This is a genomic window from Exiguobacterium sp. SH5S4 (genome assembly GCF_004337045.1).
GTDB classification, from domain to species: Bacteria; Bacillota; Bacilli; order Exiguobacteriales; family Exiguobacteriaceae; genus Exiguobacterium; species Exiguobacterium aurantiacum_A.
On the sequence record NZ_SJUQ01000004.1, the window covers coordinates 20,562 to 34,022 of the forward strand.

The following is a 13,461-nucleotide window of genomic DNA, read 5'->3' on the forward strand; positions in this document are numbered from 1 at the left end:
CCCCCTATGTATAACTTAAGCGAAGAATTAGTCAAAGGCATGAACCCGCCACAAGCAGAAGCGGTCAAATATACAGACGGTCCGCTCTTGATCATGGCTGGTGCCGGATCAGGTAAGACACGTGTGTTGACGCATCGCGTCGCCTATTTGATGGCGTCGAAACAAATCGCGCCATGGAATATTCTCGCGATCACGTTCACGAACAAAGCAGCCCGTGAGATGAAAGACCGGATTGCCCGTCTCGTCGGCGGCGTGGCAGACGACATTTGGATTTCGACGTTCCACTCGATGTGTGTGCGCATCTTGCGCCGCGACATCGACCGGATCCGTTACGACCGTAACTTCTCGATTTTGGATTCGTCCGATCAGCTCACGGCGATCAAGCAAGTGCTCAAAGAGTTGAACCTCGATCCGAAGAAGTACGAGCCCCGGACGTTACTCGGGATGATCTCGAACCATAAAAATGAACTGCGCACAGCGAAAGACGCGGCCGGACTCGTCGGCAACAATCCGTACGAAAAAGTCATCTCGGACGTCTACACGGCGTATGAGAAGAAGCTGAAACACAACAACGTCCTCGACTTCGATGACCTCATCATGAAAGCGATCCAGTTATTCGAAGAAGCCCCGGACGTGCTCGCATTCTATCAGAAGAAGTTCCAATACATCCACGTCGATGAATATCAAGATACGAACCGGGCCCAGTATACGCTCGTCAAGATGCTCGCGGCCGCTCACGAGAACCTATGTGTCGTCGGTGACTCGGACCAGTCGATCTATCGCTGGCGCGGGGCCGACATCGCCAACATTTTGACGTTCGAGAAAGACTATCCGAGCGCGCACGTCATCTTGCTCGAACAGAACTATCGGTCGACGAAACGGATTCTAGAAGCGGCGAACGGGGTCATTAAAAACAACTCGACCCGTAAAGACAAAAACTTATGGACCGATAACGACGAGGGAGAGAAACTGCTCATCCACGTCGCCTCGGACGACCGGGACGAAGCGTTCTTCATCATCAACGAGATGAAAGAACTGCGCCAAGAAGGCATCGAATACGGCCAGATGGCCGTCTTATATCGGACGAACGCCCAGTCGCGTGGTCTCGAGGAAACGTTGCTCAAGTCGAACATCCCATACAAGATGGTCGGCGGCACGAAGTTCTATGAGCGTAAAGAAATTAAAGACATCCTGTCGTACTTGCGCTTGATCGCCAATCCGGACGAGGACCTCTCGTTCGTCCGCGTCGTCAACGAACCGAAACGCGGCATCGGCGCGGCGACGGTCGATAAGCTCGGCGACTTCGCCGGTATGCAAGGCGTCTCGCTCATGGAAGCGATTCGCGACATCGAACTGTCGGGTATCGCGCCGCGAGCGGCGACGAAGCTGACCGAGTTCCGCCAGCTTATGATCGACCTTCGGCAAATGGCAGACTATTTGTCGATCTCTGAACTGATTGAAGAAGTACTGAAGAAGTCAGGCTATGAAGAGATGCTTAAAATCGAGAAGACGCTCGAAGCCGAGAGCCGCCTCGAGAACTTACAAGAATTTCTCTCCGTCGCTCAAAACTTTGAGAAGGAGAGCGAAGAGCAGACGCTCGTCGCCTTCTTGACCGATTTGACGCTCGTCTCAGACCTTGACTCGCTCGAAGAGGTCGATGAGTTGCATCAAGTGACGCTCATGACACTTCACTCGGCAAAAGGGCTCGAGTTCCCGGTCGTCTTCTTGATCGGGATGGAAGAAGGGCTGTTCCCGCACAGCCGTTCGTTGAATGACCCGGAAGAGATGGAAGAAGAACGCCGTCTCGCCTACGTCGGCATCACCCGTGCCGAGAAGCGCCTTTATTTGACACGGGCTCAGTCGCGCATGTTGTACGGACGGTTCCAAAACAATCCGGAATCCCGTTTCTTGCACGAGTTGCCGGAAACGCTGCTCGAACGTTCGGGCAAAGCGAAAAAAGCGATGCCGTGGAATCCGGTCGAATCACCTGGGAAGTTGCCAGTCAATGGGTTCAGCTCGAAACCGAAGCCAAAAGTCGCCCAATCGTCAGGTGCCGAGTCGATAAGCTGGCAAGTCGGGGATAAAGCGAATCATAAAAAATGGGGACAAGGGACGGTCGTTCAGACACGTAGCGAGGGCGATCAGCTCGAACTTGATATCGCCTTCCCGCAAGTCGGCATTAAACGCCTGCTCGCCAAATTTGCCCCGATCGAAAAAGCGTGAGGTGATCGTATGGAGATGACAGAACACGTCGAAACGTTACGACAAAAGTTGAACCAATACGGCTATGAATATTATGTACTTGACCGGCCGAGCGTCCCGGACGCCGAGTACGATCGGCTCATGAACGAGTTGATTCAAATCGAGACGGACTATCCGGAGCTTAGGAGCCCGGATTCGCCGACGCAACGCGTCGGCGGTGCCCCGCTCGATGCGTTCGTGAAAGTGACGCACGATACCCCGATGCTCTCGCTCGGCAACGTGTTCTCGAAAGACGATTTGATCGAGTGGGTCGAGCGGATTGAAAAAGATCTTGGCTATGCCCCGTTGTTCGTCGCCGAGCTGAAGTTCGACGGTCTTGCCGTCTCGCTCAAATACGAAAACGGTCGCTTCAAGCGCGGGGCGACGCGTGGAGACGGGACGACAGGTGAAGACATCACGCAAAATTTGAAGACGATTCGCACGATCCCACTCCGTCTGAATGAGGATGTGACGTTCGAAGTGCGCGGCGAGGCGTATATGCCGAAACGTTCGTTCGAACACTTGAACGACGAGCGGGAACGCCTTGGGGAGCCGTTGTTCGCGAATCCGCGTAATGCTGCCGCCGGGTCGCTCCGTCAGCTCGATTCGAAGATCGCGTCGTCACGAAATCTCGCCTTCTTCGCGTATGGGCTCGTCTCAAACGATGAGCTCGTCGCGTCACATGATGAGTCGCTCGAATACTTGAAGCGTCTCGGGATCGCCGTGAGCGGGGAATATACGACATGTCGGACAGCGGACGAGCTGTGGGACTATATCGAGATGTACGTGACGAAACGTTCAGAACTTCCGTATGAAATTGACGGGATCGTCATCAAAGTCGCCGCTTACGAAGAACAAGAACAGCTCGGTTTTACGGCCAAGAGCCCGCGCTGGGCCGTCGCCTATAAATTCCCAGCCGAAGAAGTCGTCACGACGATCGAAGACGTCGATTTCAGTGTCGGACGGACGGGGAAAGTGACGCCGCGGGCCCGGTTCGCGCCGGTCGCGGTCGCGGGATCGACCGTGACGTACGCGACACTCCATAACGAAGACTTTATCAAAGAGAAAGACCTTCGCATCAACGACCGGGTCGTCATTAAAAAGGCCGGGGACGTCATTCCGGCCGTCGTGTCCGCGCTCGTCAGCGAACGGACCGGGAACGAGGCAGAAATCGTTTTCCCGACTCGGTGCCCGGCTTGTGAGTCCGAACTCGTCCGCTTAGACGGTGAGGCGGATCATCGTTGCGTCAACCCGGAATGTCCGGCCCAACTGCTCGAAGGGCTGATTCATTTCGTGTCGCGACCAGCGATGAATATCGACGGTCTCGGTGAAAAAGTCATTACCCAGCTTCATGCGGCCGGCCTCGTCCATAACGTCGCCGACTTGTACGTCCTCGAGCGAGAAGCGCTCCTTGATTTAGAACGGATGGGTGAGACGTCAGTGACGAACTTGCTCGCCGCAATCGAACAATCGAAACAGAATTCGCTTGAACGGGTGTTGTTCGCCCTCGGGATTCGTCTCGTCGGTCAGAAAGCGGCCTCACTCATCGCAGAGCGGTTCGAGACGATGGACGCGATTATGGACGCCTCGGTTGAAGCGTTGATCGAGATTGACGGGATCGGGACGAAGATGGCGGAATCGATCGTTCTTTACTTCGAGAAGCCTGAGGCGCGTGAACTCGTCCGTGAACTCGATACGGCCGGTGTCAACTTGACGTTCAAAGGAGTGAAGCGGTCCGTCGCCGCCGACGCCCCGCTCGCTGGTAAGACGGTCGTCTTGACCGGGAAGTTGTATGAGATGACACGCGGTGAGGCGGGAAAACGGTTAGAACTCCTCGGCGCGAGCGTGACCGGAAGTGTCAGTAAGAACACCGATCTCCTCGTCGCTGGCGAGAAGGCAGGTTCAAAACTGTCGAAAGCCGAAGCGCTCGGTGTCGAAGTATGGGATGAATCGAAACTGCTCGCCTTTTTAGCGGAACACGTCTGAACGGAAGACCCTCAAAGAAGCGAGGGTCTTTTTTCATTGACTTGATTTATAAAAATCTCAGTATATGGACGGATTCACTAAAGTGGTGGACGGGTAATGAATAGTAACAACAAAATTGTAAATTTTTTCTGCAACCGAGGTACTCTTGACACCACGACTCGTGCACACTCACCCTCTATCTCCCCTCCGTGCCAGAGCGCTGTCGTCGGGACATTTTGTCACTGATGGACATACATCTTAGAGGAGGGGACCACCATGCGTAGCGCCACCAAACGGTTCACGGCATTCATCACGTTATTCGTTTTACTCATCGGCATGTGGGCACCAAACGTTCTTTATGCAAGCGACACGACGGAAACGAGCATGCTGTACGTCCAAGTCGATCTCACCGCTGAAGAGCAAGCGACACTAGACGAAGCTAGTCTTGTCTATGCCGATATTACGTATTATGGGGTTCGCGAGACCGCGGACGTCTGGCGTTTTATCGTGGACGTTCAAGCAGTCGAGACGTCCTTGATTGATCAAGTTACGTTATATAACGAGGAAGGCGTGCCGTACTCGTTTACGCCAGCATCGATTACAGCTGAGCTACCGATTGAAGAGCTACCGATTGAAGAGCCAGCGCTCGAGGTGACAGAATCTGGTGTCACCGACGAGAGCAGTGAACCAGTGAGCGAAGTGGCAGAACCTGGTGTCACAGCCGAGAGCAGTGAGTCAGTGGACGAAGAGACAGAACCGGCAACCGAAGCGCCGATGATCGAAGAAGTCGCGGCGACGACGGTCGAACCAGCGGTCGCAATCGGACTTGAAGTCGGCAAAGAGGCGAACATCGACCAAGCCGTCGTCGGAGGGAGCATCCCTTATACGTTCGTCATCGAGAACACGGGCGATGCGACGTTGACGATCACGTCGATTGAAGACGAGTTTTTCAGCGGTGGGATTCAAGACGATGCCATCACTGCTTTCAACGAGGAAGTACGCAGCAAGTTGACGGCGCTCATCGGTGACGATGGTCTCGCTTCCGGCGAACGCGTCGAAACGACTGTAATTCTCGATGTGCCGAGCGACTACGACCAAGTGATGCATCCTGAAGTTGGGAACATCTTCCGTGTCGCTGCGACAGATGAATCGGGTCGTGTCGTCAACGCCGAAAGTCAGCAAATCGTTTTGCTCAACCGGCTCGATTTCACGGTCACGAAAGTCGCGAACCCGCAAACGGTTCATCCGGGCGAGACGATCCTCTATACGTACACGCTCACGAATACGTCGAACGTCACCCTTTACTTCGTCGACGTGGTGGAAGAGTGGACGAGCGGCGCTTTGACAGCGAAAGAACAACGCGAGACGACAGAGGTGCTCCGCGACGGGATGCGAGCGCTCGCTGAAGTCGAGAACGGATTGATTCCGGGCGAGGAAGTCGTGCTCGAACTAGAAAAAGTGTTGCTGCCGTCATACGATGTTCGAGCCGGGGGGATTTTGACGAACCGGGTCACGTTCACGTTTGAAGTCAACGAGGCAGCTCGCGTCTCCCGGGCGGCGGAAAAGACAGTCCACGTCAAACAAGCGATTCCGGAACGGGAAGACGAGGAAGCATACGTACCAGAACCGATCACGCCCGTGTCACCTGAGCAAGGCACATTGCCAATGACCGGCACGACCGAGACGTGGGCTACTGTGATTGGCCTCGTCTTGATCGTACTCGGCCTATTGTTCTTCACACACCGGCGCCGGCCGTCTTCAAAAACTTGATCATACGTCCTTCGATGAAAGTCGAGGGACGTATTTTTGTGATTCTCGACTGATTCCGCTTCGACACTTTTTTCAACAGACGATTTTGTTATAATGGACGAAGTGTATAACGAATTGATTCGTCAAAGGAGTTTGGACATAGATGAAATGGAAACAAATAATAATTCCCGCTCTCGCCGCGACGGTATTTCTCGGTGGGTGTTCAATGAAAATTCCGATGGGGGAAGAAGAAGTGACGCCGACCGGGAACGAGACGACGTCAGAAGGTGTCACACAAGCGATTGAAGCGCGTGACTCGTATTACCAGATGATAATTCCATTCAAGCCGGCCGCAGCGCGCGGGCTCGCCCAACGCCAAGTCAGCTCATCGCTCGAACTAGAAGAAGTCGAGCTTGGTCTCATGCGTCATTCGACCGGCGCGTTCGCGCCTGAACAATACGTTTATCAAGAAGGGCAATTATTGAAGGCTGAAGACGTCTCTCGTCTGCTCGGACGAAAAGATAAAACGTCTGAAGGTCTGACACCGCTCAACCCGGCCTATGCGAACGGGACGGCAGAAGTGGCAGATGCCAAGTTCGTCGAAGAAAACAAGAAGTCGCCGCTCTATTTGGCGTCGCTCGTCGAACAAAACTATATGACAAAGACGGATAGCGGATATCAACTCGACGGTGTCTCATTCGCCCTCATTTTGAACCGCGAGTACGTCTTCCAGGCCCCGAACTTCGGTCCGACCTACACGGAAAAGTTAGATGCGAAAAAAGTCATCGCAGAAGGGGAACGGATGGCAAATGAACTCGTCGCACAACTGCGGAAGCGTGAAGACTTTAAGGGTCTTGACATTAACGTCGCCCTATACATGAAGTCGGCGCAAGGGTCACCGACACCGGGCAATTATGTCAAGTCAGCGTTCGTCGGGGAAGGTGCGGAAGTGGCCGCGTCTGATTGGAAAGCAATCGACGAGAAGTACTACTACTTCCCATCGAATACGGCGACGACCGAAGTGCGTGATGACGCACAGAAGTTCACGTTGTTTAGCGACCGAATCGCTGATGTCTTCCCTGACTTCAGCGGCATGATTGGTAAAGGATTCTATCAGAACGGTGATTTGTCACGCATCGAGATCGACATCCCGATCCAATTCTACAGCCGGGCCGAACTCGTCGGTTTCACACAACACGTCGTCGGTTTGCTTGAGAACCGTTGGGAATACAATCGGAACGTCCCGGTCCGTATCAATGTCACCTCACTCGGTGGCACACAAGAAGTGACGATCGTGTTCGAAGAAGGCATGGCTACACCGAAAGTTTACTTTTAACAGAAGAGGTGCTTCGTAATGAAACGAAGCGCCTCTTTTTTTCGTATGTATTGTAACGAGGAAAATCTTTGACCTTCTTTGACCAAATCGGTAGAATAGACTTAACAGAAACGGGAAAGAATAAGGTGAGGTGAATCGAGATGACGAAAAACTACTATGACGTGCTTGGCGTGTCGAAACAGGCATCCGACCAAGACATTAAGCGAGCTTATCGAAAATTAGCGAAACAATATCATCCGGATGTGAATAAAGAGCCGGGGGCACAAGATCAGTTCAAAGCAATCCAAGAAGCGTTCGATGTGTTGAGCGACCCCGACAAGAAAGCGAATTATGACCGTTACGGCAGTCCGGAAGGCCCGACGTTCGGTCAAGGGACGTATGACGGTGACGGATACGGGGAAGGTTCGGCGCAATTTGAAGACTTGTTCCGTCAGTTCGGTGGCGGATCACGCACGACGTCGCGGACGTTCGGATTCGACGACATGTTCGGAAGTTTCTTCAACCAAGCGGTAGAAGAAGACTTAGATGAGACGGTCCGGGTCAACGTGCCGCTCAGCCAGTTGACGAGTGATTCGAAAGTGAGTTTGCGCCTGCAAACGGGTACGGTCAACGTGAAGATTCCGCAAGGCGCCCATGAGGGCCAGAAACTTCGACTGAAAGGCAAGAGCAGCAAAGTCGGTCAATCAGGCGACCGGGGCGATGTGTACGTCGAACTCCATTTCACCGATGACGAGACGTATCGACGAGAAGGAGCGAACGTCATCACCGTCAAACGGTTGCGGCCACTCGCTTTCCTAGACGGTACCGAAGTCGTCGTCGCGACGCTCGACGGCGGCCGCGTCAAGCTTAAAGTCAAACCGGGCTCACGTCCGGGCCAGCGGATGCGGATTCCGGGTCGTGGTTTCATGACCGCTTCAAAAGTCCGGTCCGACTTGTTCATCCAACTCGAGGTCGACTTGCCGCTCGACGCCGCCCACCGGTCTGTTTATGAACAACTAGAACGCTGAGCATAAGGAGGAAACAACATGGATTTCAATCGATTTACAGATAAAGCGCATGAAGGGATCGTCAGTTCGCAAGCACTTGCTAAACAGTATCATCATAGCGAGATGAATGAATGGCACGTCCTCGCCTCGATGATTTCGCAAGCTGACGGCATCATTCCACTGTTGTTGCAAAAGATGGAGTTGAACGTCGCGGAGATCGAGGCAGAGGTCGCGATGGCACTCAAGAACGCACCGAAACTTCAAAACCCGACGACACCGATGATCTCGGCCTCGCTGCTTAACGTGTTGACGACAGCTGAGCGTGAAGCGACCGGTATGAGTGACGAGTACGTCTCGGTCGAACACATCTTGCTCGGCATCCTCCTCAACAAGAGCCAGACGCAAGCGATGCTCGAGCGTAAAGGCGTGACCGAGGACAAGTTGCGCGAGGCGCTCGTCGCCGTGCGCGGCAACCGACGCATCACGTCGAAGTCACCGGAAGCGACGTACGACGTCTTGACGAAGTACGGCCGTGATTTGATTCAAGAAGTGAAGACCGGAAAGATCGACCCCGTCATCGGGCGTGACAGTGAGATTCGCCGCGTCATCCGCATCTTGAGCCGGAAGACGAAAAACAACCCGGTGCTCATTGGGGAGCCAGGGGTCGGGAAGACGGCGATCGTCGAAGGGCTTGCCCAGCGCATCGTCCGCGGTGACGTCCCGGAAAGCTTAAAAGACAAGACGATTTTCAGTCTCGACATGAGCTCGCTCGTCGCCGGTGCCAAATATCGCGGCGAGTTCGAGGAACGGTTACAAGCGGTCTTGAACGAAGTGAAAGAGGCGGAAGGGAAGATCATCCTCTTCATCGACGAGTTGCACACGATCGTCGGGGCCGGTAAATCGGAAGGCGCGATGGACGCGGGCAACATGCTCAAACCGATGCTCGCCCGCGGTGAACTTCACTGTATCGGCGCGACGACACTCGATGAGTACCGCCAATATATCGAAAAAGACCCGGCGCTCGAACGGCGCTTCCAGCAAGTGCTCGTCGCCGAGCCGGACGTCGAAGACACGGTCTCGATTTTGCGCGGATTGAAAGAACGCTTTGAGATTCATCACGGCGTCCGCATTCATGACAACGCGCTCGTCGCGGCGGCTGTGCTGTCGAATCGCTATATCACCGACCGGTTCATGCCAGACAAGGCGATCGATCTTGTCGACGAATCGTGTGCGATGATCCGGACCGAGATGGAATCGATGCCGGCTGAACTCGACGAACTCGTACGCCGCGTCATGCAACTTGAAATCGAAGAGGCCGCTTTGAAGAAAGAGAGCGACGAGGCTTCGAAAAAGCGTCTCGACGTGCTCCAGCAAGAGCTCGCCTCGACGCGTGAACAAGCGGATGCGCTCCGCCTGCGCTGGGAGAACGAGAAAGAGTCGACACACCGCGTCCAACACATTCGCGGGGACCTCGAGAAAGTGAAGCTCGAACTGCAAGAAGCCGAGAGCCGCTACGACTTGAACCGGGCTTCCGAGTTGAAGTACGGACGGATTCCAGAGCTCGAACGTGACCTCGCCGAAGCGGAGCGTCTCGCCGGCTCGGTGACGCGTGAACTCGTCCGGGAAGAAGTGACGGAAGAAGAGATCGCCGAGGTCGTCTCGAAATGGACGGGCATCCCGGTGACGAAGTTGACAGAAGGTGAGCGCGACAAGTTGCTCAACCTCGAGACGGTACTGCATCAACGTGTCTTCGGACAAGATGAGGCGATCCGACTCGTCAGCGACGCTGTCATCCGGGCCCGGGCCGGCATTAAAGACCCGAACCGTCCGATCGGCTCGTTCCTGTTCCTCGGTCCGACCGGGGTCGGGAAGACCGAACTCGGGAAAGCGCTCGCCGAAGCGATGTTCGATTCTGAAGACCACATCGTCCGTCTCGACATGAGTGAGTACATGGAGAAACACGCCGTATCTCGCCTCGTCGGGGCACCTCCAGGATACGTCGGCTACGAAGAGGGCGGTCAATTGACCGAAGCGGTGCGCCGCAGCCCGTACTCGGTGCTCTTGCTTGACGAAGTCGAGAAAGCACACGCCGACGTGTTCAACATCTTGCTACAATTGCTCGATGACGGTCGCTTGACCGATTCACACGGTCGCGTCGTCGACTTTAAGAACACGATCGTCATCATGACCTCAAACATCGGGGCCGACATTTTACTCGAGGCCGCGAAAGACGGTATCATCGATGAAGAGGAAGAACGTCAAGTCATCGAGCGGCTCCGTCGCCACTTTCGGCCGGAGTTCTTGAACCGGGTCGATGAGACGATCTTGTTCCATCCGCTCACGCGCGCCCAAATCGGGCAAATCGTCGAGAAAGCGGTCGCTCGGATGGGCAGCCGCTTGACGGCACGCTCGATTCGGATCGAAATCTCGGACGCGGCGAAAGCGTTCATCGCCGACGAAGCATACGAGCCACAGTTTGGCGCCCGTCCGATCAACCGTTACGTACAACGGACGATCGAGACGAAGCTCGCGCGCGGCATTCTCGCCGGTGACGTCGAGGATGGTCAGACCGTCATGATCGACGTCGAGAACGGAGAATTGACGCTCCGTCCGACGACGGTGGCGTACTAAACAATAAGGAGCACAGGCCTCGGCCTGTGCTCCTTATTTAGCGTGTTCAGGTTGATACGTGCAATACGGCTCCTCTGCCTTATAGTCGCCGGTGACGGCGTAGGCTCGGGCACGCGATCCGCCGCATAAGTAACGGTATTCGCAGTAGCCGCATTTGCCGCCGTGCGTGTCCGGGTCCCGCAGCGTCTTGAACACCGGATGTTTCCGATAAATCTCGGCAAGCGGTGTCGTTTTGACATTGCCGCACTTGATCGGCAGGAAGCCGGACGGTTGAACATCACCGGTGTGAGAGATGAAGACGAAGCCGTTGCCGTCATTCGTCCCGCGCGGCGCTTTGGCGAGGTCGTCATGCGGATGACCGATCGGCGCGAGTCCTGCGTCTTTCCGTTTTTGATTTTCTTGCCGGGCGACCCGGCGATAGAACTGGGCCTCGGTCGTCGAGATGATGTATGGCACATGTTCTTGCAGCGCGAACGCCCAGCGCAGCACGTCCTCATGTCGTTCCGGCGAGATCGGTTGCAGGAGCGAGCCGCGACCGGTCGGGACGAGGAAGAACAGCGTCCAGACCGAGACGCCGAGCTCACCGACGAGTTTCGCGATCTCTGGCAGTTGGTCGACGTTGTACTCGGTCACGGTCGTATTGATTTGGAACGACATGCCTTCCTCCCGGAAATAGGAGATGCCGCGGATCGTCCGCTCGAAGCTGCCGCGTGTCCCCCGGAAATAATCGTGCGCTTTCGCGTCGGCACCGTCGAGCGAGAACGCCCAGCGTGTCAACCCGGCCGCTTTGGCCCGTCTGACCGCGTCATGAGTCACCCGTGGCGTCGCTGATGGGGTCATTGAGACGCGCATGCCGAGTGACGCCGCGTATTCAGTCAACTCGAACAAGTCTTCACGCATGAGTGGGTCACCGCCTGTGAAGACGAGAATCGGGTTGTCCATCGCGTAAATGTCACGAATGAGCGCTTTGCCTTGCGCCGTGTCTAATTCATCCGGGTAACGATGGTACTGCGCCTCGGCCCGGCAATGGACGCAAGACAAGGCGCAGGCGCGCGTCACTTCCCAGATGACGATGAACGGGTTCTCGTTGTAATCAATCCGTTTCATGAGCGCACTACCTGCTTCGCGGTCATCGCCCGCATGACGGCCTGTTTGGCGGAATCGACACAGTCGGGAAGCCCGACCCCGTGTAAGATCGCCCCGCACGCCTCGACGCCATCGAGAGCGGCCAAGGCATGTTCGAACGCGTGCACATGTTGCTTATGACCGACCTCGTATTGCGGCATCGTATCGACGTGGCGCTCGACTTTCGTGAAAAGCGGTGTCCCGACGTGTTGAATTTTGCGGAGCTCGTTTAACGCAAACTCGGCGACCGCTTGATCCGTTGCAGCTAATAAGTCGGGAACGTGATCGGAACCGATATAGACGCGCAAGAGCGCCTTACCTTTCGGTGCCATGTGGGGCCATTTCTTATGCATCCAACTGCAGGCGGTCAACGCATTGGCTTCCGCTTTGGCGATGACGTAACCTGTCCCGTCGAGTGCCGCCACATCTTTCTCGTCGAACGCCGCGAGGACGGTGATCGATGAGGTGCGCTTCAATTGAGATAATCGCTCCGCCTCGGAGATTCCGAGGATCGGGCCGAGCGCATTCGGCGAAGTCGCTAAGATAATGCCGTCAAACTGTTCGATCGTGCCGTCCTCGAGTTCGATCTCGTGAGGGCGGACCGAGGCGACACTGGTGCCGGTGTGGAGGCGGTCAATCGACGGACGGAGCGCCTCGATGAGCACTCCGAGCCCGTTTTGTAACGATAAAAACTTCCCGGCCTCACGCGGTTTCACTCCGGCTTGTACAGGCGGCGTGAGTGCTTTCATGCCGAGAATCAAGCTGCGTGTTTTTTGTTCAATCGTGATAAACTGAGGGAAAGTAGACTCGATGCTCATATCTTGAAGCGTCCCGTTATAAATGCCTGATAGGAGCGGTTCGATCATCGATTCGACGACTTCAGAGCCGAGTCGGGTCCGGAAAAACGTGTCGAGCGAAATGTCTTCGCCCGCATAGACGCGGGGGAGCACCAAGTCCATCCCGGCCCGAGCCTTTCCACGCCACGTGAACAGGTCGGTCTTCACCATCGGCCAAAATTTCGTGGGAATGCCCATGACGGAACCTTTTGGCATTTGCCGTAACTTGTTTCGAACGTATATGTAAGACGTGCCAGTCTGTGAACGAACGAGCTGTTCATCAAGACCGAGTTCGGTGATGAGCTCGGTCAACGTCGGCTTTCTGGCCATATAACCGTCGGGACCGCATTCGAGTACAAATCCGTCCCGATAAACCGTCTTGATTTTCCCGCCGACCCGATCACTCGATTCATAGAGTGTGACGTGTGCACCAGCCTGTTTCGCATAGTAGGCAGCGGCCATACCCGTGATGCCGCCCCCGATAATCGCAATGTTGTTCAATCGATTCACCCATTTCTATAATAGTCTTCGAATTAACCGTACCGAGAATATGCGTGTAGACATAGGATAAGTATCACGCGGTTCTAGACGA

General features: G+C 55.2%; 8 protein-coding genes. 6 read left to right on the top strand and 2 right to left on the bottom strand.

The window, feature by feature from the left end:
• Positions 1-6: 6 nt before the first annotated feature.
• From pcrA to clpB, 6 genes are all read left to right on the top strand, one after another.
• Positions 7-2,223 (top strand): DNA helicase PcrA, encoded by a 2,217-nt coding sequence (pcrA, locus tag EVJ32_RS03555; protein ID WP_131456685.1) that lies wholly within the window; start codon positions 7-9, stop codon positions 2,221-2,223.
• Positions 2,224-2,232: 9 nt separating this feature from the next.
• Positions 2,233-4,227 carry an NAD-dependent DNA ligase LigA gene (gene ligA, locus EVJ32_RS03560; RefSeq protein WP_131456687.1) on the top strand — a complete coding sequence of 665 codons (1,995 nt, stop codon included), beginning with the start codon at positions 2,233-2,235 and terminating at the stop codon, positions 4,225-4,227.
• A gap of 255 nt (positions 4,228-4,482) precedes the next feature.
• The gene (locus EVJ32_RS03565; RefSeq protein ID WP_131456689.1) at positions 4,483-5,976 is read left to right on the top strand and encodes an LPXTG cell wall anchor domain-containing protein; all 1,494 of its coding nucleotides are present in this window, start codon (positions 4,483-4,485) and stop codon (positions 5,974-5,976) included.
• Between the two features lie 205 nt (positions 5,977-6,181).
• Entirely contained in the window at positions 6,182-7,291 is a 1,110-nt protein-coding gene (locus EVJ32_RS03570) for a CamS family sex pheromone protein (protein ID WP_236634111.1), read from the top strand.
• Positions 7,292-7,431: 140 nt separating this feature from the next.
• Complete coding sequence (locus EVJ32_RS03575; protein ID WP_070328816.1) at positions 7,432-8,298, top strand: DnaJ C-terminal domain-containing protein; 867 nt, start codon at positions 7,432-7,434, stop codon at positions 8,296-8,298.
• Between the two features lie 18 nt (positions 8,299-8,316).
• On the top strand, positions 8,317-10,908 hold the full coding sequence (gene clpB / locus EVJ32_RS03580; protein ID WP_131456693.1) for an ATP-dependent chaperone ClpB: 2,592 nt from the start codon (positions 8,317-8,319) through the stop codon (positions 10,906-10,908).
• Positions 10,909-10,941: 33 nt separating this feature from the next.
• On the opposite strand, the gene EVJ32_RS03585 is transcribed toward clpB, so the two are convergent.
• Positions 10,942-12,015 (bottom strand): TIGR04053 family radical SAM/SPASM domain-containing protein, encoded by a 1,074-nt coding sequence (locus tag EVJ32_RS03585; protein WP_131456695.1) that lies wholly within the window; start codon positions 12,013-12,015, stop codon positions 10,942-10,944.
• A complete protein-coding gene (gene hemG, locus EVJ32_RS03590) occupies positions 12,012-13,379 on the bottom strand; it encodes a protoporphyrinogen oxidase (RefSeq protein WP_131456697.1) in 1,368 nt (455 codons plus the stop codon). Before hemG ends, EVJ32_RS03585 begins: the two co-directional genes overlap by 4 nt.
• Positions 13,380-13,461 lie beyond the last annotated feature (82 nt).